Below are 23,384 nucleotides of genomic sequence, written 5' to 3'. Positions count from 1 at the left end.
CCAGAATGTAAACTTGCGACAAAATTCTTGATTGGAGCATGATAGGTGTCTGACTTGATGAGTACCCCCAGGGTTAAGTGGGCATGTCGCCGTGGTATGCTGGAGCTTGATGTACTGTTTCAACCCTTTGTGGAACAGCATTACGAGACTCTGAGCCCTGAGGATAAGGCCTTGTTTGTTCGTCTGCTTGAGTGTGAAGATCCTGAGCTCTTTGCCTGGTTTATGGGGCATGAGCAATGTCAGGATCCGCAACTGGCACAGATGGTAGTGCGCGTTCGTGGCCGGGCAGCGCCATAGGTTTCAACTCAGTTCTTCCTTCAGCCAGTATCTGAGTCTGACGGTGCTGGCTGCTATTTGCCTGAGCAGCTTTCTTGCCTGGCCGGCGCTGGATTATCCTTTCTATTTATTGTTCAAATACCTATGTTTACTGCTAATGCTGGCAGGCTTTGGCCTTGCGCTGTGGCGTTTGCGCTGCTGGCAACTCTGTTTCTGGCTTAATGAATTGGGTGAAGGACAGTTCGAACCCGGTTCGAGTTTCGAACTTAGTGGCAGACCTTGGGTCAGCCCCTTTGTGGTGACTTTTACCTATCAGGGGGAGGATAACTACGGGCGTTGCTGGCTGTTTGCCGATATGTTTGACGACACAGACTATCGTCACCTGTGTCGTCTATTGTTGCAGCGCTCAAAGTCCGCTAACTGAACTCATTCCTGCCCAAGTTATTCAGGTTGCAGAATGGTCGGCTGCGGATTCTCCAGTTTCTGCGGATGATCGATATTACAGTGCAGGCCGCGGCTTTCCTTGCGGGCCATAGCGCAGCGGATGATCAACTCGGCCACTTGCACCAGGTTCCGCAATTCCAGCAGGTTGTTGCTGACGTGGAAGTTGCTGTAATACTCCTGGATCTCCTGTTGCAGCATGGCGCAGCGGCGCAGGGCACGCTCCAAACGCTTGTCTGAGCGCACAATGCCGACATAATCCCACATAAAGAGTCTCAGCTCATGCCAGTTGTGGGCAATAACCACTTCTTCATCCGAGTTACATACTTGGCTTTCATCCCAGGCCGGGATATTGCCGGGCATGGCAATTTTACCCAGTTGGCTTTGAATATCGGTCGAAGCGGCGCGGGCGAATACCAGGCACTCCAGCAAGGAGTTACTCGCCAGGCGGTTGGCACCATGCAGTCCGGTATAAGCCACTTCACCTATGGCATAGAGGCCATTGAGATCTGTCTGACCGTGAAAATCTGTCATTACCCCGCCGCAGGTATAGTGAGCGGCAGGCACCACAGGGATAGGTTCCTTGGTGATATCTATCCCTAAGTCCAGGCAGCGCTGGTAAATGGTAGGGAAATGCTTGATGACAAATTCCGGGTCCTTGTGGCTGATATCCAGATAGACGCAATCGGCACCGAGGCGCTTCATTTCATAGTCTATGGCCCTGGCCACTATGTCCCTGGGCGCCAGTTCGGCGCGTTCATCAAAGTCAGGCATAAAGCGACTGCCATCGGGACGGCGCAGATAGGCGCCTTCACCGCGCAAAGCTTCGGTCAGCAGGAAATTGCGGGCATCTGAATGATATAGACAGGTCGGGTGGAACTGATTGAATTCCATGTTGGCCACCCGGCAACCGGCACGCCAGGCCATGGCAATACCATCGCCACTGGCGATATCCGGGTTTGAGGTGTACTGGTAAACCTTGGAACTGCCGCCGGTCGCCAGGGCGACAAACTTGGCCTTGATGGTTTCAACCTGCTCAAGGTTACGGTTCCAGACATAGGCGCCCAATACCCGGTTGCCCGGACGGCCCAGTTTACGGGTGGTGATCAAATCTATGGCGTTGTAACGCTCAAGTACCAGAATATTGGGGTGTGCCTGGGCCATCTCCTGCAGTGTGGTCTGTACCTCTTTGCCGGTGGCATCGGCGGCGTGCAGAATACGCCTGTGGCTGTGGCCGCCTTCGCGGGTTAGATGGTAGGCGCTGTCATTGATGCTGCCATCGGGATTTTCTTCCTTATCGAAGGCAACACCGCATTCAATCAGCCATTGCATGGCGGCGCGGGCATTTTCGGCGGTGTAGGTTACCACGGCTTCATCACAGAGTCCGGCGCCGGCGACCAAGGTGTCGGCCACATGGGATTCTATGGTATCCTCCTCGTCGAAAACCGAGGCTATGCCCCCTTGGGCATAATAGGTTGAGCCTTCGTTGAGAGGACCTTTGGAGAGTAAAATGACTTTGGTTTTTTCAGCCAGGTGAAGGGCGAGAGTCAAGCCCGCTGCACCACTGCCTATGACCAGGACGTCAGATTGGTGTTCAACTACTTGTTTCATCGGGTATCATGAGATGTGACTGGGGTTCGGTTATGGTAAACCAACTCGCAAGGGATGGATACAACCCAGCTCAGGATATTCACAGTACATTTTTTGCAAAACATCAGAACTTTTTCGAAGCACGCTAGTCTACATAAGTGAATATGATTCGAGCGACTGAGAAATCAGCATTATAAGATTTGGGAGAAGTCGGCTCGGATGAGTGGACAAACAAGTGATCAACAACTGGTTGAGCGCGTACAACGTGGCGATAAAAACGCTTTTAACCTGCTGGTGCAAAAGTACCAGAGTAAGGTCATCAACCTGATATCCCGTTATGTACGGAATCAGGCCGATGTAGCAGACGTGGCGCAAGAGGCTTTTATCAAGGCTTATCGGGCGTTACCTAATTTCCGCGGTGAGAGTGCCTTTTATACCTGGTTGTACCGAATAGCAGTAAATACGGCCAAGAATCATCTGGTGTCACAGGGGCGCAGAACACCTGCGAACGATGTTGATGCCGATGAAGCCGAATTTTACGATGGCAGTGATGCCCTGAAAGAGTTCGCCTCTCCTGAGCGGTTGATGCTTTCAGACGAGATAAAGAAGACTGTCTTCGACACTCTCGAATCGCTGCCGGAAGAGTTAAAGATGGCTATCTCCTTGCGTGAGCTTGATGGTATGAGCTACGAGGATATTGCCAATGTGATGGATTGCCCTGTAGGTACTGTGAGATCCCGTATCTTTCGTGCCCGGGAAGCCATAGACAAGAAGCTCCAGCCTTTGCTGGAAAGATGATCCTTTAATAGAGACAGGTGAGTAATGGATAAATTAGGTCAGGAGTGGGTTTCTGCGGCAGTGGACGGCGAAACCGACGCTCAGACGCTGGCAGAACTGGCTGGTGACACTGCTTCTCACGACAAGTGGCGTAACTATCATCTTATCGGTGATGCCATGCGTGGCGAGTTACCTTCCGCTATCCCCTTGGATCTGTCCGCCAGTATTGCGGCCGCTATCGACAAGGAGCCGGCGATTGTCGCACCTGTCAGCTCAACCCCGGTATCTGTGGCCGATGAGCCTCAGCGTCAGGTTGCCAGCGGTGCTAGAGTGATCCCCATGTTCAAGCAGTTTGGCCAGTATGCGATTGCCGCCACCGTTGCCATGGTTGCCATTGTTGGTGTTCAGAATTACAACCAGTCACCTGAAAGCCAGGATCCTGCATCCCCTGTGCTTATTACCCGTCCTTTGGTGGGCAGTGCCTCACCCGTTAGCCTGCAAACCGGGCCGGTTCAGCAGCCACAGGGCTATACCAATGAGCAGTTGATTGAGCAACGCCGCAGGATCAACAGCTATATTCAGGATCATATGTTGCAACAGAGATTGAATGCCGGTGTGGTTATGGATAACAATAATGAGGTCGTTCCTGTTCCTATGAATCGTTAAGGAAATCTCTTGCGCCTTTTCCTCCTGGCCATTCTGGCCTTTGCAGTACCTGCCTTTGCGCAGGATGATATGTCCGCCAAAGCCTGGCTTGAAAAAATGAGTCAGGCTCTGCGCGAAAAAGAATACAAGATTTCTCTCATCCAACTTCAAGCCGATAATATTCGGCCTTTGGTATACCTGCACGGTAAAGTCAACGGCGAGGAAGTGGCCTTTCTCGAACACCTCAATGGTCCGCCAAAGAATGCCGTTCGTGTCGGCAATACAGTGACCTTTATCGAACACGAACAGCCCGCCTACAGCATCAAAGCCAAGCGTATTCAAGGGGTGATGCCGGCAGCCTTCTTCGGTGACAGTGGCGACCTCGAAGCCGGGTACCAACTGGTGCTGGGTGGCCGCAGTCGTATTGCCGGACGTCCTGGACAGATGGTTCGCATTTTACCCAATGATGAATATCGCTATGGTTTCCAGGTGTGGATGGATATGGAAACCTTTCTGCCGCTGCGCTATGACATGCTGAATCAGGACAAGCAGTTGTTGGAGCAGTTGTTGGTCATTGAATTGATAGAACTGCAGGAAACCGCACCTCTGCTGGTGGAAGCCTACAAGCAGGAATGGCCGGCGGTGATGAATCCATCAGAGCGGGAAGATGGCCAGAACTGGCAATTTGATTGGCTGCCGCCCGGTTTTCAGGTGGTGGTTCGCGATCACCATCGCCTGATAGGCAGTCATGAGCCGGTGGAATACATTGCCCTCACCGATGGCCTCAGCAATATCTCTGTCTATGTTGCCCGCGCCGGTGATGCGCCCATGCCGGAAGAACTGATGACCCGTAATGGCCTTTCCATGGCGGCTGACAGAGTCGGTAATCTGGAAGTGGTTGCAGTCGGTAAGGTGCCGACACAAACGCTTATCCGTATCGCTTCGGGCCTAAGGCTGGAGTGAGGACAGGGTTATGATGGAACAGGTGGCTAAGGTCATAGGTACAGACAGTGATGGTTGGGTCAAGGTGCAGGTGGAGTTGAAGAGCGCCTGCAATCACTGTTCCAGCAGCGAATCCTGCGGCACTTCGGCAGTTGCCAAGGCGTTTGGCAGTCGGTTGCAGGAGTTTTCCCTGCCCAGCACTGAAACTTATCCCGAAGGCACTTTGCTGCGTTTGGGCTTGCCGGAAAGCGTAGTGCTCAAGGCGGCTCTGCTGGTTTACATGCTGCCTTTGGCCGGGTTGTTTCTGGGCGGGTTATTGGGGCGCTTTGTTGCCTCGCTCGCCGGGTTCAGTACAGATGGCGGCGCCATATCCATGGCGATCGCCTTTGCCTTGCTGGCTTGGCTACTGGGCAAGTCTCAGGCACGCAGGATTGAAAACCGGGCTCAACCCGTCATTCTCGCCAATCTTGGCCAAGCCATGGAGAGCGCTTCAGAAACTCACTGCCACTAATCCTGTCCTTCCCACAAAGGCTCAAAGTGTGAATCTAATTGGTATTGGCCCAGCAATCGGGTACAATTTCGCACCTTTGAGCACAGTCTCCCATTAGAATTTAGTCATTGCAGCATAATGAAACATATTAGAAACTTTTCGATTATTGCCCATATCGACCATGGCAAATCTACCCTCTCAGATCGCCTGATCCAGGTTTGTGGCGGCTTAACCGACCGTGAAATGGCTGCTCAGGTGCTGGATTCAATGGATCTGGAGCGCGAACGCGGTATCACCATCAAGGCCCAGAGCGTTACACTCGACTATAAGGCAAAAGACGGTGAAACTTATCAGCTGAACTTCATCGATACCCCAGGGCACGTTGACTTCTCCTATGAAGTTTCCCGCTCGCTGGCGGCTTGTGAAGGAGCCTTGCTGGTGGTTGATGCTGGTCAAGGGGTTGAGGCCCAGACACTGGCGAACTGTTATACCGCGCTGGAAATGGATCTGGATGTCGTTCCTGTACTCAACAAGATTGACCTGCCTCAGGCTGAGCCCGAGCGGGTTGCGGCCGAGATTGAAGACATAGTCGGCATTGAAGCTAAAGACGCTGTACGCTGCTCTGCCAAGACTGGTGTTGGCATAGACGAAGTGCTGGAAACCATAGTGGCACAAATTCCGCCACCGGAAGGTGATCCGGAAGGGCCGCTGCAGGCTCTGATCGTCGACTCCTGGTTCGACAGCTACCAAGGGGTTGTGTCTCTGGTGCGGATCAAGAACGGCGTGCTCAAGAAGGGCGATAAGTTCAAGGTCATGAGCACAGGCCAGACTTACAACGCCGACAAGGTGGGGATCTTCACACCCAAGCAGACAGAAAAAACTGAACTGAGAACCGGTGAAGTAGGTTTTATCATCGCCGGTATCAAGGAGATCCACGGTGCCCCTGTGGGGGATACCCTGACCCATGCCAAACACGGCGCAGACAAGCCTCTGCCTGGCTTCAAGAAAGTGAAGCCTCAGGTGTACGCTGGTGTGTTCCCCATCTCTACCGACGACTATGAAAGCTTCCGTGATGCGCTGAATAAGTTGAGTCTGAACGATGCTTCACTGCAGTTTGAGCCGGAAAACTCCACCGCCTTGGGCTTTGGTTTCCGTATCGGTTATCTGGGACTCCTGCACATGGAGATCATCCAGGAGCGATTGGAGCGGGAATATGACCTGGATCTGATCACCACGGCACCGACTGTGGAATATGAAGTTGAACTGACCAATGGCGATGTTGTCTATGTGGATAACCCATCCGAGTTGCCGGCGCTCAACTATATCGAAGAGATGCGTGAGCCTATCGTCGAAGCCAATATTCTGGTGCCCAAAGATTACCTGGGCAACGTGATCACTCTGTGTGTTGAAAAGCGCGGTGTGCAGAAGAATATGGTTTACCACGGCAACCAGGTAGCACTGACCTATCATATTCCGGCGGCCGAAGTCGTGATGGACTTCTTTGACAGGCTTAAGTCCACCAGTCGTGGCTATGCTTCGCTCGAGTACAATTTTGTCTACTTCCAGGCGGCCGACATGGTGCGTTTGGATGTGTTGATCAACGGCGACAGAGTCGATGCACTGGCGATGATCATCCACAGGGGCAACATACGCCACCGTGGTATCGCCCTGGTGGAGAAGATGAAAGAGCTGATCCCGCGGCAGATGTTTGATATTGCAATCCAAGCCGCAGTGGGCAGTCAGATTGTGGCCCGTTCGACCGTGAAAGCACTGCGTAAAGACGTAACCGCCAAGTGTTACGGTGGTGACGTTTCCCGGAAGAAGAAACTGCTGCAGAAGCAGAAAGAAGGTAAGAAACGGATGAAGCAGCTCGGTAACGTGGAAGTTCCACAGGAAGCCTTCCTGGCGGTATTGAAACTGAACGAGTGATCCTGTGGCGCCTCGGCGCCCTGGATAGCAACATCTCATTTGCGCCGCATTTTGCGGCGCTTTAGTTAGTTTAAGAGGAGACCTGTCCCTGGAACGGCAAATATGGGTAAACTAACTAAGGAAGGTGCGAACAAGTCCTCGTGGCACTCTGGCTTACACAGCAATTGGCGTTCAAGGCATCTGACTGAAGGCATGCCGGGGCCTGCCAAAGGCGGATAACGCCGAAAGCCGGTTGCTGTGCAAGCCCCGAAGGGCGTGGCTTACAAGCCTGCCTGCTGTGTTGTGCTTCTTGCAAAGGACTAGGGCCATTTGCTGCGAACCACGCCTTGCATCCAGGCTTGTAAGCCGACGCAGAGCACACATGGGACTTATTCGCACCTTCCCTAAAGCTGACAAGACTTATTCCAATTTAATACAAGGCAGGAGTTAAATAACCAATGGCAGCCTATTTTTCCATTATTCTGGTGCTGGTGACCTTGGTCAGTGGCCTTATCTGGGCGCTAGATGCCTTTGTGCTGGCCCCCAAGCGTCAGGCTAAACTGGCACTGGCTCAAGCGCAAAATGGCACCTTGACCGATGAAGTCACTGAAAAAATCATTCAGGAGCCAGGTTATGTGGAAACCTCCAAGTCCATTTTCCCTGTGATAGCCTTTGTGCTAATCCTGAGATCTTTTTTGTACGAGCCGTTTCAGATCCCTTCCGGCTCCATGATGCCAACCCTGCTGGTGGGTGACTTCATTCTGGTGGAAAAATTCAGCTATGGCCTGAAAGATCCTGTATGGCGCAGCAAGCTGGTGGAAACCGGCGAGCCGGAGCGCGGCGATATCATAGTATTCAAATACCCTAAAGATGAGCGGGTCGATTACATCAAACGGGTTATCGGTTTGCCAGGCGATAAGATCATCTATCGCAACAAGGAACTCTATATTCAGGAAGCCTGTAAGGAGCAACAACCTTGTCCAGGCCCTAAACTGGTATTGAGAGCACCGGTCAATAAAGGCGAATTCCAGGATGATGGCGTGGATCTGCTGCGTTTTCGCGAGCAACTGGGTGAGGTGACACACGATATTCTGATCAACCCGGCCCGCCCTGAGCCATCGGCCTTCTATTACCGTGAGCCAGGCTTTGCTCAAGGGGAGTTTGTCGTACCTGAAGGCCACTATTTTGCCATGGGTGATAACCGCGACAACAGTACCGACAGCCGTTTCTGGGGCTTTGTGCCTGAAGCCAACCTGGTGGGTAAGGCTGTGGCAATCTGGATAAGCTTTGAGTTTGAGCGCCAGCCTCAGGATTGGTTACCTACCTGGGTGCCAAGCGGTGTGCGTTTTGAACGTGTAGGTGGTTTGAAGTGAGAGAACCTGTGAAGAATTTTGCCCGTCTGTGTCGTACTCTGGGGTATGAATTCAATAACATGGCGCTGCTGGAGCAGGCCATGACTCACAGAAGTGCGGCCAACAAGCATAACGAGCGGTTGGAATTTCTCGGTGACTCTATCCTGTCGATAGTGATTTCCGATGCCCTGTATCATCAGTTCCCCAAGGCGACCGAAGGCGATCTCAGCCGGATGCGTGCCACCTTGGTGCGCGGTGACACCCTGGCACAAATCGCCAAGGAGTTTAAGCTGGGTGACTATCTGACCCTGGGCCCGGGCGAACTCAAGAGCGGCGGGTTTCGCCGCGAATCCATTCTCGCCGATGCGGTGGAGGCCATCATAGGTGCCATCTACCTGGACTCAGATCTGGAAACCTGTCGACCACTGCTCTTGGGCTGGTACCAGCAGCGACTGAAGGCGATTCAACCCGGGGTCAGCCAGAAAGATGCCAAGACCCAGTTGCAGGAGTACCTGCAGGGCTATAAGAAATCTCTGCCTGAGTATAAAGTGGTGGCGGTTTCCGGCGAGGCGCATGATCAGACCTTTACCGTAGAATGTCGTATCGAAGAGCTGGCTCAAGCCGTATCCGGCACCGGCAGTTCACGCAGAAAAGCCGAGCAGCAAGCCGCTGCTGGGATATTGGAGTTACTGAAAAAATGAGTAAGACCCCAGAGGTACCGGCCCAGGAGCCGAGCCTGGATGAACTGCTGGCCAAGATGAACCAGCAGTCACCGACACCCGCCTATGATGTTACCTACTGCGGTATGGTGGCCATAGTCGGTCGCCCCAATGTCGGCAAGTCCACCTTGCTCAACCGTTTGCTCGGCCAAAAGGTGAGTATCACCTCCCGTAAGCCGCAAACCACCCGCCACAGGATCATGGGGATCCACACCGAAGGCCCATCGCAGATAGTCTTTATCGACACCCCTGGACTACACATAGAGGAAAAGCGCGCCATCAACCGTTTGATGAACCGCGCTGCCGCCAGCTCGCTGGCCGATGTCTGCATGGTGATCTTTGTGGTCGATGGCCTCAACTGGACCGCTGATGACGAAATGGTGCTCAATAAACTGCGTCATGGCGGCAGTGAGCGCAAGACAGTGCTGGCAGTGAACAAGGTCGACTATATCAAGGATAAGGAGACACTGTTTCCGCACCTGGAAGCCCTGGGACAGAAGTATGCCTTCGATGAAATTGTGCCCATCTCTGCCAAGTCGGGTACCAATGTCGGCCGCTTGATGTCGCTGGCGAAAGAGTCACTGCCCGAGAGCGTGCACTATTTCCCGGAAGATTATATTACCGACCGTTCACAACGCTTTATGGCCTCTGAAATCGTCCGTGAAAAACTGATGCGTTTTCTCGGTGATGAACTGCCTTATGATGCCACGGTGGAAATCGAGCAGTTCAAGATGATGGAGAATGGCGTCTATCAGATCAATGCGCTTATTCTGGTTGAACGCGACGGCCAGAAACGCATGGTGATCGGCAAGAAGGGCGAGCGGATTCGCACTATCGCCACTGAGGCCCGCAAGGACATGGAGCAGTTATTTGATAACAAAGTGTTCCTGGAAGTCTGGGTCAAGGTGAAGTCGGGCTGGGCCGATGATGAACGTGCCCTTCGCAGCCTGGGTTACGGCGAAGACTGAGGCCGACTATGCTGCGAGGCTATGTGCTGCACGCCCGGCCCTATCGGGAATCCAGCATGTTGTTGAACCTGCTGGTGGATGGCCTTGGTCGGGTCGACGCCGTTGCCAGAGTCGGCAGTGGCAAGCGCTCGATAAAGAGCATAGTGCAGCCGTTTCAGCCGCTGCTGTTCCAACTGAGTGGCCGCAGCGACCTCAGAACCCTGACTCAAATTGAGAGTGCGTCCCCGGCAGTGCCCCTGTCCGGGGACGCTTTATATGCGGCCATGTACCTCAATGAACTCTTGGTGCGGGTACTGGGCAACCACCAGAGTGGCGAAGCGCTGTTTTTCAGTTATCATCAGAGCCTGCTGGCGCTGGCCAAGGGCTTTGAGCAGACAACACTGCGTTATTTCGAGCTCAGACTCTTATCCGAGCTTGGCTGCATGCCCTCATTGGTGAAGGATGCTGATGGCGCCGATATCCAAGCCGATGGCTGCTACAGATTCATTCCTGAACAGGGGTTCATCCCCTTTATTGGTGATGCCAAGCGGCAAGAGGCACTGCCGGGAAGCACTCTATTGGCATTGGCAGAAAACCGCCTTCAGCAAGGGGATTGGCAAGCCGCCAAAGTCTTGACCCGGCAATTGCTCCGGCCACTGCTCGGTGATAAGCCACTGCTCAGCAGGCAGTTGTTTGCCCGCCGGGGGGAAAATTCGTCAAGGGCCCCACAGCCGCCCAGCCGAGGAGAGAAATGAGCTCTTCAGCCCGCTTTTTTCAAATGCTGCCGTTACAATGGCAGAGAATAGAAACTGCTTTTATACCGCCGATCAGGCTGGTGCATTCCAGTAATTATCAAGGAGTTAAAGATGAATAGAATCTTGTTAGGGGTGAATATAGATCATATCGCCACCTTGCGGCAGGTGCGTGGCACCCATTACCCGGATCCTGTGCATGCAGCGGCCGTGGCCGAGCACGCCGGCGCCGAGGGGATCACTATCCATCTTCGTGAAGACAGACGCCACATAGTGGATCGCGATGTCTACCTGCTGGCCAAGACGCTCAAGACCCGGATGAATCTGGAAATGGCGGTCACCGAAGAGATGCTGGATATCGCCTGTGAGGTTAAGCCTGTCTATGTATGTCTGGTGCCGGAGAAACGTGAAGAGCTTACTACAGAGGGCGGCTTGGACGTTGCCGGTCAGCAGCCGAAAATCGCCGCGGCGGTTAAACGTCTGGCCGAGCAGGGCATTAAGGTATCACTCTTTATCGATGCCAACCGCGAGCAGATAGATGCCGCCGTAGCCGTGGGTGCGCCCGTGATAGAAATTCATACCGGCCGCTACGCCGACGCCCATAGCGCCGAAGAGGAGAGCGAGGAGTTGGCCCGTATCACGGAAATGGCTGCCTATGCTCATGGCAAGGGCCTGGTGGTCAACGCAGGGCACGGGTTGCACTATCACAATGTGAAGCCGATAGCTGCCATCCCCGAGTTGCATGAGCTGAATATCGGCCACGCCATCATAGCCAGGGCGGCGATAGACGGCCTGGACAAGGCGGTCAGAGATATGAAGCAACTCATGCTGGAAGGTCGCAGAGGCGAGTAATGGCTGTGCTGGGACTGGGAACCGACATAGTGGAAATCGCCCGCATTGAGGCTCAGTTGGAGCGGGGCGGAGATAGGCTGGCCAAACGGGTGCTGACCGAGGCCGAATATGCCCGCTTTCAGACGCTGAGCGAACCGGCGCGATTTCTGGCCAAGCGCTTTGCGGCCAAGGAAGCGGCTGCCAAGGCGCTGGGAACCGGAATAGGCCGTGGAGTCTCGTTTCAGCATATTCATATCAGCAATAATGCCGATGGTGCGCCCCAGCTTGAATTCAGTGATGGCGCGCACCAGCGCCTGGAAACACTGGGCGCCAAGCGGGCACTGCTGTCCATTGCCGATGAACGTCACTATGCGGTGGCGACTGTTATCTTAAGCGACTAGCACAACTAAGCCTTGCCTGGTACTGAGGGCCTTGTCCAAGTCTGTTAGACTGGCTGTTTGTCAGGTTTGTCAAAGTACAGTTTGTCAAAGCATGAGAGGAGCCGAGAGGCTCCTTTTTTATGGCGTTGTCACAGGTTAATTGTTGCGGTACTCTCAAACCATCAGGTGTATTAATCGCATCTGAGTACAGGCACTTATCTGAAGCTCAAGTATATGGGCCTGCACCGGAATCAAATAGACACTCGAGGTCCCTGCTTGGCGGGAGGAGAATAATAAAACCAAGGAGAGCGTCATGAAGTCGGCTGTTGAACAGTTGTCCACTTATAAGAGTGTGCATCTGAACCCTACCAATATCAAAACTCATTTTATCGGTATCCCATTGATTATATGGTCAGTATTTTTAATGCTGTCGTTGTGGCGCCTGCCTTTTTCAAGCGGCACTCTCAGCGTCGCCATGTTGCTGGCTGTTGGGGTGATGCTTTATTACATCAAGCTGCATTGGCGTTTGGCGCTGGGACTGGCACTGTTTATCCTGCCGATGATTCTGACGACCGAATGGCTCTATACCCTGGGCTATGCCAGTATTTGGTTGGGCATAACGGTTTTTGTCATAGGTTGGATATTCCAGTTTATTGGCCACAAGTATGAAAAGGCCAAACCGGCTTTTATCGATGATCTTAACCAACTGCTTATTGGCCCCTTTTTCCTGATGGCCGAAGTGTTTTTTATGCTGGGGCTGGAAGGTGAGTTGGATAACACCATCACCGCGATAGCCCGGGACAAACGCCGGGCACTGGAAGCCGCCAAAAGGGCAGCCAATACTGCCCAATGACTCAGCTCAAAGTGGGTTGAGTTTCAGGATGGGCGATAAAACTGCGGCATGATCCGCACTGTCTTGATCATGTTGTCGGCCACTTCCACCACTTCCATCGGGTAACCCGCGAGCCTCAGGCTGGTATTGGCCTGGGGTATCTCTTCCAGATATTCCAGAATCAAACCATTGAGGGTCTTGGGGCCGTCGGTGGGGAAGTCCCATTCCATCTCTTTGTTGAGATCGCGGATATTGATGGTGGCATCGATCAGAAAGCTGCCATCCTGCTGCGGGGTAATATCTTCGCTGGGAGTAGTGACCATGGAAGTGGTAAAGTCACCGACGATTTCCTCAAGAATATCTTCCAGCGTCACCAATCCTTGAATATCACCGTATTCATCCACCACCAGGCCTATGCGTTCCTTATTGTGCTGGAAGTTGGCCAATTGCACGTTGAGCGGTGTGCCCTCGGGAATAAAGTACAGCTCTTTCACGGCTCTAAGTAGCGAGGATTTACTGAACTGCTCCTTGGACTGCAGTCTCAAGGCATCACGCAGATGCACAAAACCCACGGCATCATCTATGTTGTCACGATACAAGAGTACCCGGGTATGCGGGCTCTGAATAACCTGCTTGTTGATACTCTTGAAGTCATCATTGATATTGATGGCATAGAGCTCGGAGCGGGGCACCATGATGTCTTCCACTGTAACCTTTTCCAGATCCAGAATCGATAACAGCATCTCCTGGTGGCGTCTTGGGATCAGGGCCCCGGCTTCATGTACTACTGTGCGCAGCTCTTCCTGGCTCAGGGCATCATCGGCACGGATGGAGCGTATTCCCATCAGCCTGAGAATAAAGGAGGTGATAATATTGACGCTCTTGACCAGAGGCGAAAACAGCCACAGCAACCACTTGAGTACCAGGCTGGAGGGGAAGGCGATACGTTCGGGGTGCAGCGCAGCCACAGTTTTGGGCGTCACTTCGGCAAATACCAATACCACAAGTGTCAGTACCCCGGTGGCTATGGCCAATCCCAAGTCGCCCCAGAGTCGAATCCCTAAAATAGTGGCGATTGAGGAGGCCAGGATATTGACCAGGTTGTTGCCTATGAGGATCAGGCCTATGAGCCTATCGGGGCGGTCCAGCAACTTAATGGCGCGTCTGGCGCCCTTGTGACCATTATTGGCCAGATGACGTAACCTGTAGCGGTTTAGGGTCATCATGGCGGTTTCCGAACCGGAAAAATACGCCGAAATCAGGATTAACAGCAGTAGAATTATCAGGAGTATGCCGGTCGATATATCGTCCAAAAAGGGGCCCCGTCAGGAATAGCGAAAGTTAGTAAATACTGGCAATTGGATGGAGTGTCAAGTCAGGCAAAGGTCTAGGCCTTGCCCGACTCGACTCAGATTAGCTCAGGATGAGCTCTTTGACGATGCGGGCGCCAAAGTAAGCCAGGGAGAGCAGGCTGGCGCCTGTCAGACTGTAGATCACCGCCGTGCGGATACGGCAACCCACGGTATATTGCTGCCACAACATGGCGATATAGACGAACCAAGCCAGAATGGAAAGTACCGCCTTGTGACCCTTGCCATCGGCAAACATATCATCAAGGAAGATAAAGCCGGTGGCGAGCGACAGACTCAGCAAAATCACCCCTATGATGATCAGGTGGTACAGCTGCTTTTCGACCGTCATCAGCGGCGGAATAGCCGGGCTCAACATCAACTGCTTTTTCTTCAGCTTGTTCTGGATAACGGCCAGTTGGATGGCATAGAGTGCCGCTATCATCAAGGCACTGTAGGCCATCAATGACAACACCACATGGACCAACACTTCGGGGTGCAGCTCAAAATGGGTAATGTATTTGGGTGGCAGCAGCCATAGCAGGGCTACGGATATCACAGAGCAGGCATACACAACAGGCACCAAGACTATGACCTTGATACGGGAAAGCACCAGAGTGAACGCCAAAGCGATGATCCAGTTCACCATGGATATCACATTGGTCAGGCTGAAGTTCTGGCCATCGGCGGTAAAGATCGCCTGGTACAGGGCTGCGGCGTGCAGTATCACACCCAAGGCGGCAAAACCGGCTACGGCGCGGCGGTTGGGCCCCTCGGCATGAAATAAGCGGCTTGTCACTAATATCAGCGCTATGCTGTAGAAAAACATCGCGGCAGCAGAGAGAATGACCATCTGGGATTAACCTATCCTTATGTGTAATTGGCCTCTGTGGGCGGCATCGGAAAAACTTGTTTGCGTTAGAATAACATGAGCCGTCGGTAATTGGGCAGTGACCCAGACGACAAAATTATGCAGTTCCCGACAGTTAGTGCATAAAATACGGCAATTGGTTCCCACCCGCATTAAGGCAAAATGTTTATTTGCACCTTGATAAGCGTCTATTTAACCCCATCTTGAGAACAGGGCTGCATTAATACCCCGGCATAGTTATAATACGCCCCATCATTTTACATTCATAAACGGTATAGAACTGGACGATGTTTGAGAATCTCACCGACAGATTGTCCCGCACCCTGAAAAATATCAGTGGTCGGGGTCGCTTGACTGAAGAGAACGTGAAGGACACCCTGCGCGAAGTTCGTATGGCATTGCTGGAGGCCGATGTGGCCCTGCCTGTGGTGCGGGAATTTGTCAGCAGCGTCAAAGAACGTGCCGTTGGCCAGGAAGTGGCCAAGAGCCTGACCCCGGGCCAGGTGTTTGTCAAAATTGTCCAGAGTGAACTGGAAAAAGCCATGGGCGAGGCCAATGAGGCCCTCAACCTGGCCGCCCAGCCACCTGCCGTATTGATGATGGCGGGCCTGCAGGGCGCGGGTAAAACCACCAGTGTCGCCAAGCTGGGTAAGTTCCTGCGTACCAGACAGAAGAAGTCTGTGCTTGTGGTCAGTGCCGACGTATACCGTCCGGCGGCGATCAAGCAGCTGGAAACCCTGGCCAATGAAGTTGAAGTCGAATTTTTCCCATCGGACGTCAGCCAGAAACCGGTGGATATCGCCAATGATGCCATAGCTTACGCCAAGCGTAAGTTTATCGATGTAGTGATTCTGGATACCGCCGGTCGTCTGCATGTGGACGAGGCGATGATGGATGAGATCAAGGCACTGCACGCTGCGGTCAAGCCGGTTGAAACCTTGTTTGTGGTCGACGCCATGACAGGTCAGGATGCGGCCAATACCGCCAAGGCCTTTAATGAAGCGCTGCCGCTGACCGGGGTGATCCTCACCAAGGTGGATGGTGATGCCAGAGGCGGTGCCGCCCTGTCCATTCGCCATATTACAGGTAAACCCATTAAGTTCCTTGGGGTCGGTGAGAAGACTGATGCCCTTGAGCCTTTCCATCCAGACCGGGTCGCTTCCCGTATTCTGGGGATGGGAGACGTGTTGTCGCTCATCGAAGAAGTTGAGCGCGGTGTCGATAAGGAAAAAGCTCTTAAGCTGGCCTCAAAAGTGAAGTCCGGCGGCAGTTTTGACCTGGAAGACTTCCGTGAGCAGCTGCAACAGATGAAGAATATGGGCGGCATGATGGGGATGCTGGAAAAACTACCCGGTGTCGGTCAACTGCCTCCCGATGCTTTGGCGCAGGTGCAAAACGGTAAGCTCACAGGTCAGATGGAGGCTATTATTAACTCCATGACGCCAGATGAGCGTAAGCGCCCGGATATGATCAAGGGCTCGCGTAAACGCCGCATCGCCGCCGGTTCCGGCACTCAAATTCAGGATGTAAACCGCTTGCTGAAGCAGTTTACCCAGATGCAGAAAATGATGAAGAAAATGTCCGCCAAGGGCGGCATGCATAAGATGATGCGTGGCCTGGGAGGCATGTTGCCTCCGGGAATGAAATTCCCCGGCCGCTGATACCAAATGACCTTACCGGGAAGGTGCAAACCTTCCTTAGCTATTGTCCCGCTTGGGATAAGCTGTGAATGGGCGTTGTAAAATTAGCCGGGATCGGTTGCATTCGCCCGAAAGTCAGGTAAAATCTTCCGGCTTTCTATCTGGGACTCTTCGCGAACACGGGGTTCCAGTTTTTATTTTTGCTGAAAAGCAAATCATTAGAGGATAAAGAACGCATGGTTACCATTCGTTTAGCTCGTGGTGGCGCGAAAAAGCGTCCATTTTACAACATCGTTGTTGCTGATAGCCGCAATGCCCGTGACGGTCGTTTTATCGAGCGTGTAGGTTTCTTCAACCCTCTGGCCAAAGGCCAGGAAGAAACTCTGCGCCTGGATCTGGACCGTGTTGAGCACTGGGTTTCAAACGGTGCTGCAACTACAGAACGCGTAGCAAAACTGATCAAAGACGCTCGTAAAGCAGCTGCTTAATAGCGTTTAAGGTATAGATTGATGAGCAGTAACCCACAGCCAATCGTGTTGGGCAAACTTGGTTCCAGCTATGGCATTAAAGGTTGGCTGAAAATCACCGCCTATACCGATTCTGTTGAAGGTATTTTTGACTATTCACCTTGGCTCATTAAAGAGCAGGGCGAATGGCGTGAAGTGAAGGTCACCCAGTGGCGCTATCAGGGCAAGGCGGTTGTTGCCGCTCTTGAAGGGGTAGAGACGCGGGAGCGGGCGCAGATGCTCACTAACTGTGAGATCGGCATACTGCCTGAGCAGATGAAAGACCTGCCGGAAGATGAGTTCTACTGGCGCGATCTTATCGGCTGCGAAGTGATCAACACCAAGGGCTACAACATGGGTAAGGTCGATCAGATCGTGGAAACAGGATCCAACGACGTCTTGCTGGTGAAGGCCAACGCCAAAGATAGCTTTGGCAAAGCGGAACGTATGATCCCCTTTGTCACCGAACAGTTCATCAAAGAGGTGAACGTTTCGGCGAAACAGATTTTAGTGGATTGGGATCCGGACTTCTGAGTCGAGGAAACAGCTTATGTGGTTAGGGGTAATCACCCTGTTCCCGGAGATGTTTCGAGCAGTAACAGACTTTGGCGTGACGGGTCGGGCCGTGAAGAATGGCCTGCTGGAAGTACAGACGTGGAATCCCAGGGATTTCACCCATGACAGACACAACACTGTGGACGACAGACCTTATGGTGGTGGTCCCGGAATGTTGATGATGGTTCAGCCCCTTCGCGATGCCATTCATGCAGCCAAGGCTGCGGCAGGTGAGGGAGCCAAGGTGATATATCTGTCACCTCAGGGACGCAAGCTGACTCAGCAAGGCGTATCTGAGCTGGCACAATCATCCAAGCTGATCCTGGTGTGCGGTCGCTACGAAGGTATCGATGAGCGCATCATTCAGACGGAAGTGGATGAGGAGTGGTCGGTTGGTGATTACGTGCTCTCGGGCGGTGAATTGCCGGCAATGACCCTGATAGATTCGGTTTCGAGACTGGTTCCCGGCGTGCTGGGCAAACAGGCCTCGGCAGAGCAGGATTCCTTCTCTGACGGATTATTGGATTGTCCTCACTATACCCGGCCTGAATGTCTCGATGGACTGGATGTTCCGGCGGTGTTGCTCAGCGGCAACCACGAAGAAATTAGACGCTGGCGTCTACAGCAGAGTTTGATAAGAACACTGCAGCGACGACCAGAATTATTTGAAAATCTAGCTCTGACTGACGAACAGACGACTCTATTAGCGCAGTTCGTTGACGCAATGGACTCAGCCTAGTCGCAGCTCAGTTAATTCTAGAACGGAGTAAGTTATGAACAACATCATTAAAATGCTCAACGATGAGCAAATGAAAAAAGACGTACCTGAGTTCGGTGCCGGTGATACCGTAGTCGTTCAGGTTCGTGTTAAAGAAGGTGACAAAGAGCGTCTGCAGGCCTTTGAAGGCGTGGTTATCGCTAAGCGTAACCGCGGTCTGCACTCTGCATTTACCGTACGTAAGATCTCTAATGGTGAAGGTGTTGAGCGTGCTTTCCAAACGCACAGCCCACTGATTTCCAGCATCGAAGTTAAGCGTCGTGGTCGCGTTCGTCGCGCCAAGCTGTACTATCTGCGTGAGCGTTCAGGTAAGTCTGCACGTATCCGTGAGAAGCTGGCTACTAAGTAAGCCGCTACATAAAGACGCAAGTGTTCGCACAGAGACCCGCCTATATGGCGGGTTTTTGTTTTCTCTTTCTCTGCTCCACGAACTGGCGACAGCAGATTGCTATCGCGCAAGTCAGCCAAGCTCACAATCCTGCACGCCTGCACAGACTAAGTGCCCAGCCTATTGCTCCCACCTTTGCGACGACATGAAAATTTTTCTGGTTTCGCCCTTGATCTCTTGGCTCAGTCTCGGCATAGTGTAATGCCGTAATGGTGTACCGCTACGATGATGCGATTAAGCAAGTCGCGCAAATTAATTTCAGGTGATCAGAATGCAGTCCAGTAATATAGAGAATGTGCACATCAGTGCCGAACAAGTCCTCATAACTCCCGAAGAACTCAAGCAGCAGTTGCCACTTTCTGATCACGGTTATCGCTATATTCTCAGTGCCCGCAAGACGGTTTCCGACATAGTTCACAAGCGTGACAACCGGGTGCTGGTCGTCACCGGCCCTTGCTCTATTCACGATATTGAGTCGGCCAAGGAATATGCCCTCAAACTGAAAAAGCTCCATGACGAGCTCAAGGATCAGTTTTTTATCCTGATGCGGGTCTACTTTGAAAAGCCCCGAACTACAGTGGGCTGGAAAGGGATGATCAATGATCCCGATATGGATGAGTCCTTCAATATTGAAAAAGGGTTGCGGATGGCGCGGGAGTTGATGCTGTTTCTGGCCGAACTCGAGTTGCCGGTTGCCACCGAGGCGCTGGATCCCATCAGTCCGCAATATATTTCCGAGCTGGTGACTTGGTCAGCCATAGGCGCCAGAACCACAGAATCACAAACCCACCGGGAGATGGCCTCCGGGCTTTCCATGCCGGTAGGGTTCAAGAATGGCACGGATGGCAATCTGGGGGTGGCCATTAACGCCCTCAAGTCGGCGGCCAGCAGTCACAGATTTATGGGGATCAATCAACAAGGGCAGGTTGCTTTGCTGCAAACCGCCGGTAACCCGGACGGGCATGTGATCCTGCGAGGTGGGGCGGGCCCCAACTATGACGCCGATTCGGTGGCCGAGTGTGAACGGCAGTTGCATGGTGCAGGGCTCAATGCCAGACTGATTATCGACTGTAGTCATGGCAACTCCAACAAAGATCATCGGCGGCAACTGCCTGTGTGCCGGGATGTATTTGACCAGATAGCGGCGGGCAATCGTTCCATAATAGGTTTGATGCTGGAAAGCCATCTGTTTGCCGGTAGTCAGGCCTGTGATAAGCCGCTTGCCGAGCTTGACTATGGGGTTTCGGTCACAGATGCCTGCATAGATTGGCAGGACACAGAGCAACTGCTCAGGCAAGGAGCGGCGCAACTGAGTTCTATTTTACCCACTCGCTTTGATATGCTCAGGGTGGCAAATGGCTGACGGAAGATTTGAGATGAGTGAGAAAACCACGACAGAGCTGGAAAAGTTACGCGGACTGATTGACGGCGTCGACCAAGAGTTACTCAAGTTGCTGCGTCAGCGGCTGGATTTGGTGGCCCAGGTCGGCGCGGTCAAACACAACGCCGGCCTGCCCATCTATGCACCGCAGCGGGAGGCCGCCATGTTGGCCAAGCGCCGTGCAGAAGCCGAAAGTCTGGGGGTATCGCCGCAGTTGATAGAAGATGTGCTCCGGCGCTTGATGCGGGAATCCTATCTCAACGAGAAGGATGTGGGTTTCAAGCAGGTGAACCCGGATATCAACAAGGTGGTGATCATTGGCGGTCGTGGCCAGTTGGGCACCCTGTTTGCCCAGATGCTGACACTCTCCGGCTATCCAGTACATCTGCTCGATAAAGATGATTGGAATAATGCTGATGCTATCCTCGACGGGGCCGGTCTGGTATTGGTCACTGTGCCGATTGCCATTACCTGTGAGCTTATTCGCTCCCGTTTACAGCGTTTGCCCAAGGATTGCATTCTTGCGGATCTGACCTCGATAAAGTCGGAGCCGCTGCAAGCCATGCTCGAGGCCCACTGCGGGCCTGTGGTGGGGCTTCATCCCATGTTTGGCCCGGATGTGGGCAGCCTTGCCAAGCAGGTTGTCGTAGTGTGCCATGGCCGGCAGAGTGAGGCCTATGCCTGGCTGCTGGAGCAGATAGCTATTTGGGGAGCTCGGCTGGTGGAAGCGGATGCCGGTAAGCATGATAAAGCGATGCAACTGGTGCAGGCGATGCGCCACTTCTCCAGCTTTGTCTATGGCCTCAACTTGTGCCGGGAGCAGGCCGATCTCGATAGTCTGCTGCAGTTCAGCTCACCGATTTACCGGCTGGAGCTGGCCATGGTCGGTCGCTTGTTTGCCCAAAGCCCAGAGCTTTACGCCGATATCATCTTCGCCCAGCAGGAGAGCCTGGGGGCTATCTCCGACTATCTGGACAACTATGCCGGCGCTTTGGCCATGCTCAAGGCCGGCGACAGAGATGGCTTTGTGCGCCAGTTCCGTGAGGTGGCCGAATGGTTCGGTGACTTTGCACCACAGTTTCGCAGCGAGAGCCGCAGCATGCTGCAGTCGGTCAATGATATGAAGAGTCACTGATCTCAAGGCCGTTAACTCAGCCGACGGTGCAACGTGATTTATCCAAGGGAGCCTTCTAGGCTCCTTTTTCATTTGTATCAGCCAGATAGAAGTCAAAAAGCCATTTGTTCAGCAATCGCTTAAGGTGATCCCCTTCAAGCTTTGCGACTCACGTTCTTTCGTCTGAGCGATGAAAGAGTACACTGATTTAAAACATGCAAAAATAAAGCATGATTAAAGGAGATATGCCGTGTTTTGTATTCAGTGTGAGCAAACCATTCGAACCCCGGCCGGTAATGGCTGCAGCTATGCCCAGGGGATGTGCGGTAAATTGGCCGCGACCTCGGATCTGCAGGATCTGTTGATTTACATGTTGCAGGGGCTGTCGGCCTATGCTGTCAAACTCCGGGAGTTTGAGGTTATCGATCCGCAAGTCGATACCTTTGTGCCCAAGGCATTTTTCGCCACTCTGACCAATGTCAACTTCGACGATGAGCGGATTAGCGAATATGCAAAAGAGGCCGCTCGCTTGCGAGATCAGTTAAAGCAGCGCTATCTGGAGCTTTGCGAACAAAGGGGCGTGACACCCGAGCCTATGTCCGCCGCGGCGACTCTGCTGCTGGGGGCGTCCAAGGCCGAACTGTTACAACAGGCCAAAGTGGCTGCGCCCAACCGAGGTGATGACCTCAATGAAGATATTCTCGGTCTGCGACTCCTGTGCCTCTACGGCCTGAAAGGGGCGGCTGCCTATATGGAACACGCCCGGGTTCTGGATCAGACCAGCAGCGAAGTGGCCGGTCGTTTCCACGAAATCATGGCCTTTCTGGCGACCGACAGCACAGATGCTGACAAGCTGTTTGCCACCGCGATGGAGATAGGTCAGCTCAACTATTCTGTGATGGCTATGCTAGATGCCGGTGAAACCGCGGCCTTTGGTCATCCAGAGCCGACTCAGGTCAACACCAAGCCGGTGAAGGGCAAGGCAATCTTGGTATCGGGCCACGATATGAAAGATCTCGAGCTCATCCTGCAACAGACAGAAGGCAAGGGTATCAATGTCTATACCCATGGTGAGATGTTGCCGGCGCTGGCCTATCCCGAACTGAAGAAATACCCGCATCTGGTGGGGAACTACGGCAGCGCCTGGCAAAATCAACAGAAGGAATTTGCCAACTTCCCCGGCGCCGTGGTGATGACCTCCAACTGCATTATCGACCCTAATGTCGGTCAGTATGCCGACCGCATCTTTACCCGCAGTATCGTTGGTTGGCCGGGCGTGACTCACCTGACCGGCGACGATTTCAGTGCCGTTATCGACAAGGCACTGGCGCTTGAAGGCTTTGCCTATGATGAGATCCCCCATATGATCACCATAGGTTTTGCCCGCAACGCTTTGATGAACGCGGCGCCTGCCGTGGTTGAAAACGTCAAGAACGGCAATATCCGCCACTTCTTCCTGATTGGCGGCTGTGATGGTGACAAGGCCGAGCGCAGTTACTTCACCGACCTTGCCAAGGCTGCCCCCAAAGACAGCCTGATCCTGACCCTGGGCTGTGGCAAGTACAAGTTCAACAAACTCGAGTTCGGCGATATCAACGGTATCCCCAGACTGCTGGATATCGGCCAGTGTAACGACGCCTACTCGGCGATTCAGCTGGCGCTGGCACTGTCTGAAGTTTTTGAGTGTGATATCAACGAACTGCCGCTGAGTTTGGTGTTGTCCTGGTTTGAGCAGAAGGCGATAGTGATCCTGCTGACCTTGCTGTCACTGGGAGTGAAGAACATACGTACCGGCCCAACTCCGCCGGCCTTCCTGACCGCCAATTTGCTGAAGGTACTGGAAGATAAGTTCGGCCTGCGCAATGTTGGCACGGTTGAGGAAGACCTGGAGGCGATTCTCGGCGCCGCTTGATGCGTATC

25 protein-coding genes are annotated in these 23,384 nt (G+C 53.2%); 22 read left to right on the top strand and 3 right to left on the bottom strand.

What is annotated here, in order from left to right; genetic code table 11:
- Positions 1 to 57 precede the first annotated feature (57 nt).
- Both ACWAU4_RS16075 and ACWAU4_RS16070 read left to right on the top strand, forming a co-directional pair.
- Positions 58 to 297, top strand: a complete 240-nt coding sequence (locus tag ACWAU4_RS16075; RefSeq protein WP_208126214.1) for an FAD assembly factor SdhE — start codon at positions 58 to 60, stop codon at positions 295 to 297.
- The gene (locus ACWAU4_RS16070; RefSeq protein WP_025010549.1) at positions 278 to 700 is read left to right on the top strand and encodes a protein YgfX; all 423 of its coding nucleotides are present in this window, start codon (positions 278 to 280) and stop codon (positions 698 to 700) included. The genes ACWAU4_RS16075 and ACWAU4_RS16070 overlap by 20 nt, the downstream gene beginning before the upstream one ends.
- A 17-nt stretch (positions 701 to 717) precedes the next feature.
- On the opposite strand, the gene nadB is transcribed toward ACWAU4_RS16070, so the two are convergent.
- A complete protein-coding gene (gene nadB, locus ACWAU4_RS16065; RefSeq protein ID WP_025010550.1) occupies positions 718 to 2,328 on the bottom strand; it encodes an L-aspartate oxidase in 1,611 nt (536 codons plus the stop codon).
- Positions 2,329 to 2,526: 198 nt separating this feature from the next.
- On the opposite strand from nadB, the gene rpoE reads away from it, so the two are divergent.
- The 12 genes from rpoE (at position 2,527) to ACWAU4_RS16005 (ending at position 12,903) form a co-directional block, all read left to right on the top strand.
- A complete protein-coding gene (gene rpoE, locus ACWAU4_RS16060) occupies positions 2,527 to 3,105 on the top strand; it encodes an RNA polymerase sigma factor RpoE (protein ID WP_025010551.1) in 579 nt (192 codons plus the stop codon).
- A 24-nt stretch (positions 3,106 to 3,129) separates the two neighbouring features.
- On the top strand, positions 3,130 to 3,750 hold the full coding sequence (locus ACWAU4_RS16055) for a sigma-E factor negative regulatory protein (RefSeq protein ID WP_159352951.1): 621 nt from the start codon (positions 3,130 to 3,132) through the stop codon (positions 3,748 to 3,750).
- 9 nt (positions 3,751 to 3,759) lie between these two features.
- Positions 3,760 to 4,692: a MucB/RseB C-terminal domain-containing protein gene (locus ACWAU4_RS16050; RefSeq protein WP_025887844.1), complete on the top strand. Its 933-nt coding sequence runs from the start codon at positions 3,760 to 3,762 to the stop codon at positions 4,690 to 4,692.
- 10 nt (positions 4,693 to 4,702) lie between these two features.
- Complete coding sequence (locus ACWAU4_RS16045) at positions 4,703 to 5,182, top strand: SoxR reducing system RseC family protein (RefSeq protein ID WP_208124981.1); 480 nt, start codon at positions 4,703 to 4,705, stop codon at positions 5,180 to 5,182.
- 117 nt (positions 5,183 to 5,299) lie between these two features.
- A complete protein-coding gene (gene lepA / locus ACWAU4_RS16040) occupies positions 5,300 to 7,090 on the top strand; it encodes a translation elongation factor 4 (protein WP_025010555.1) in 1,791 nt (596 codons plus the stop codon).
- Between the two features lie 437 nt (positions 7,091 to 7,527).
- On the top strand, positions 7,528 to 8,442 hold the full coding sequence (gene lepB / locus ACWAU4_RS16035; RefSeq protein ID WP_025887849.1) for a signal peptidase I: 915 nt from the start codon (positions 7,528 to 7,530) through the stop codon (positions 8,440 to 8,442).
- Positions 8,439 to 9,122 carry a ribonuclease III gene (gene rnc, locus ACWAU4_RS16030; RefSeq protein ID WP_025887850.1) on the top strand — a complete coding sequence of 228 codons (684 nt, stop codon included), beginning with the start codon at positions 8,439 to 8,441 and terminating at the stop codon, positions 9,120 to 9,122. The genes lepB and rnc overlap by 4 nt, the downstream gene beginning before the upstream one ends.
- Positions 9,119 to 10,108: a GTPase Era gene (gene era / locus ACWAU4_RS16025; protein ID WP_025887851.1), complete on the top strand. Its 990-nt coding sequence runs from the start codon at positions 9,119 to 9,121 to the stop codon at positions 10,106 to 10,108. The genes rnc and era overlap by 4 nt, the downstream gene beginning before the upstream one ends.
- An 8-nt stretch (positions 10,109 to 10,116) precedes the next feature.
- On the top strand, positions 10,117 to 10,842 hold the full coding sequence (gene recO / locus ACWAU4_RS16020) for a DNA repair protein RecO (protein ID WP_144220805.1): 726 nt from the start codon (positions 10,117 to 10,119) through the stop codon (positions 10,840 to 10,842).
- Between the two features lie 111 nt (positions 10,843 to 10,953).
- A complete protein-coding gene (gene pdxJ / locus ACWAU4_RS16015) occupies positions 10,954 to 11,691 on the top strand; it encodes a pyridoxine 5'-phosphate synthase (protein WP_025887852.1) in 738 nt (245 codons plus the stop codon).
- A complete protein-coding gene (gene acpS, locus ACWAU4_RS16010; RefSeq protein WP_028779787.1) occupies positions 11,691 to 12,071 on the top strand; it encodes a holo-ACP synthase in 381 nt (126 codons plus the stop codon). Before pdxJ ends, acpS begins: the two co-directional genes overlap by 1 nt.
- A gap of 292 nt (positions 12,072 to 12,363) precedes the next feature.
- Positions 12,364 to 12,903 carry an Mpo1 family 2-hydroxy fatty acid dioxygenase gene (locus ACWAU4_RS16005; protein WP_096140810.1) on the top strand — a complete coding sequence of 180 codons (540 nt, stop codon included), beginning with the start codon at positions 12,364 to 12,366 and terminating at the stop codon, positions 12,901 to 12,903.
- 23 nt (positions 12,904 to 12,926) lie between these two features.
- Here ACWAU4_RS16005 and ACWAU4_RS16000 read toward each other — a convergent pair whose 3' ends face one another.
- Together ACWAU4_RS16000 and ACWAU4_RS15995 are read right to left on the bottom strand one after the other, a co-directional pair.
- Positions 12,927 to 14,195, bottom strand: a complete 1,269-nt coding sequence (locus ACWAU4_RS16000; RefSeq protein ID WP_025010562.1) for an HlyC/CorC family transporter — start codon at positions 14,193 to 14,195, stop codon at positions 12,927 to 12,929.
- Positions 14,196 to 14,295: 100 nt separating this feature from the next.
- Entirely contained in the window at positions 14,296 to 15,084 is a 789-nt protein-coding gene (locus tag ACWAU4_RS15995; protein ID WP_025010563.1) for a cytochrome C assembly family protein, read from the bottom strand.
- 305 nt (positions 15,085 to 15,389) lie between these two features.
- Here ACWAU4_RS15995 and ffh point away from each other — a divergent pair, with 305 nt between their 5' ends.
- The 8 genes from ffh to hcp all read left to right on the top strand — a co-directional run bounded on the left by ffh (position 15,390) and on the right by hcp (position 23,376).
- Positions 15,390 to 16,763 (top strand): signal recognition particle protein, encoded by a 1,374-nt coding sequence (gene ffh, locus ACWAU4_RS15990; RefSeq protein WP_025887855.1) that lies wholly within the window; start codon positions 15,390 to 15,392, stop codon positions 16,761 to 16,763.
- 215 nt (positions 16,764 to 16,978) lie between these two features.
- The gene (gene rpsP / locus ACWAU4_RS15985) at positions 16,979 to 17,230 is read left to right on the top strand and encodes a 30S ribosomal protein S16 (RefSeq protein ID WP_025010564.1); all 252 of its coding nucleotides are present in this window, start codon (positions 16,979 to 16,981) and stop codon (positions 17,228 to 17,230) included.
- 21 nt (positions 17,231 to 17,251) lie between these two features.
- Positions 17,252 to 17,782 carry a ribosome maturation factor RimM gene (rimM, locus tag ACWAU4_RS15980; protein WP_025010565.1) on the top strand — a complete coding sequence of 177 codons (531 nt, stop codon included), beginning with the start codon at positions 17,252 to 17,254 and terminating at the stop codon, positions 17,780 to 17,782.
- Between the two features lie 16 nt (positions 17,783 to 17,798).
- Positions 17,799 to 18,542, top strand: a complete 744-nt coding sequence (gene trmD / locus ACWAU4_RS15975; RefSeq protein WP_025887856.1) for a tRNA (guanosine(37)-N1)-methyltransferase TrmD — start codon at positions 17,799 to 17,801, stop codon at positions 18,540 to 18,542.
- Between the two features lie 34 nt (positions 18,543 to 18,576).
- The gene (gene rplS / locus ACWAU4_RS15970; protein WP_025010567.1) at positions 18,577 to 18,930 is read left to right on the top strand and encodes a 50S ribosomal protein L19; all 354 of its coding nucleotides are present in this window, start codon (positions 18,577 to 18,579) and stop codon (positions 18,928 to 18,930) included.
- 310 nt (positions 18,931 to 19,240) lie between these two features.
- Complete coding sequence (locus ACWAU4_RS15965) at positions 19,241 to 20,332, top strand: 3-deoxy-7-phosphoheptulonate synthase (protein WP_025887857.1); 1,092 nt, start codon at positions 19,241 to 19,243, stop codon at positions 20,330 to 20,332.
- Positions 20,333 to 20,345: 13 nt separating this feature from the next.
- A complete protein-coding gene (gene tyrA / locus ACWAU4_RS15960; protein WP_208124979.1) occupies positions 20,346 to 21,485 on the top strand; it encodes a bifunctional chorismate mutase/prephenate dehydrogenase in 1,140 nt (379 codons plus the stop codon).
- Between the two features lie 229 nt (positions 21,486 to 21,714).
- Positions 21,715 to 23,376: a hydroxylamine reductase gene (hcp, locus tag ACWAU4_RS15955; protein WP_208124978.1), complete on the top strand. Its 1,662-nt coding sequence runs from the start codon at positions 21,715 to 21,717 to the stop codon at positions 23,374 to 23,376.
- Positions 23,377 to 23,384: the final 8 nt, after the last annotated feature.

The sequence above is a fragment of the Shewanella sp. FeAMO genome (genome assembly GCF_053653955.1).
Note: the sequence above shows the minus strand (reverse complement) of the source record. Positions and strands in the feature narration are given on the sequence as shown.

Excerpts from the sequence above, each read along its gene's own strand:
- ACWAU4_RS16075 (WP_208126214.1), top strand. The coding sequence starts at position 58 with ATGAGTACCCCCAGGGTTAAGTGGGCATGTCGCCGTGGTATGCTGGAG.
- nadB (WP_025010550.1), bottom strand. The coding sequence starts at position 2,328 with ATGAAACAAGTAGTTGAACACCAATCTGACGTCCTGGTCATAGGCAGT.
- rpoE (WP_025010551.1), top strand. The coding sequence starts at position 2,527 with ATGAGTGGACAAACAAGTGATCAACAACTGGTTGAGCGCGTACAACGT.
- ACWAU4_RS16055 (WP_159352951.1), top strand. The coding sequence starts at position 3,130 with ATGGATAAATTAGGTCAGGAGTGGGTTTCTGCGGCAGTGGACGGCGAA.
- ACWAU4_RS16045 (WP_208124981.1), top strand. The coding sequence starts at position 4,703 with ATGATGGAACAGGTGGCTAAGGTCATAGGTACAGACAGTGATGGTTGG.
- lepA (WP_025010555.1), top strand. The coding sequence starts at position 5,300 with ATGAAACATATTAGAAACTTTTCGATTATTGCCCATATCGACCATGGC.
- lepB (WP_025887849.1), top strand. The coding sequence starts at position 7,528 with ATGGCAGCCTATTTTTCCATTATTCTGGTGCTGGTGACCTTGGTCAGT.
- era (WP_025887851.1), top strand. The coding sequence starts at position 9,119 with ATGAGTAAGACCCCAGAGGTACCGGCCCAGGAGCCGAGCCTGGATGAA.
- recO (WP_144220805.1), top strand. The coding sequence starts at position 10,117 with ATGCTGCGAGGCTATGTGCTGCACGCCCGGCCCTATCGGGAATCCAGC.
- pdxJ (WP_025887852.1), top strand. The coding sequence starts at position 10,954 with ATGAATAGAATCTTGTTAGGGGTGAATATAGATCATATCGCCACCTTG.
- acpS (WP_028779787.1), top strand. The coding sequence starts at position 11,691 with ATGGCTGTGCTGGGACTGGGAACCGACATAGTGGAAATCGCCCGCATT.
- ACWAU4_RS16005 (WP_096140810.1), top strand. The coding sequence starts at position 12,364 with ATGAAGTCGGCTGTTGAACAGTTGTCCACTTATAAGAGTGTGCATCTG.
- ACWAU4_RS15995 (WP_025010563.1), bottom strand. The coding sequence starts at position 15,084 with ATGGTCATTCTCTCTGCTGCCGCGATGTTTTTCTACAGCATAGCGCTG.
- ffh (WP_025887855.1), top strand. The coding sequence starts at position 15,390 with ATGTTTGAGAATCTCACCGACAGATTGTCCCGCACCCTGAAAAATATC.
- rpsP (WP_025010564.1), top strand. The coding sequence starts at position 16,979 with ATGGTTACCATTCGTTTAGCTCGTGGTGGCGCGAAAAAGCGTCCATTT.
- rimM (WP_025010565.1), top strand. The coding sequence starts at position 17,252 with ATGAGCAGTAACCCACAGCCAATCGTGTTGGGCAAACTTGGTTCCAGC.
- trmD (WP_025887856.1), top strand. The coding sequence starts at position 17,799 with ATGTGGTTAGGGGTAATCACCCTGTTCCCGGAGATGTTTCGAGCAGTA.
- rplS (WP_025010567.1), top strand. The coding sequence starts at position 18,577 with ATGAACAACATCATTAAAATGCTCAACGATGAGCAAATGAAAAAAGAC.
- ACWAU4_RS15965 (WP_025887857.1), top strand. The coding sequence starts at position 19,241 with ATGCAGTCCAGTAATATAGAGAATGTGCACATCAGTGCCGAACAAGTC.
- tyrA (WP_208124979.1), top strand. The coding sequence starts at position 20,346 with ATGAGTGAGAAAACCACGACAGAGCTGGAAAAGTTACGCGGACTGATT.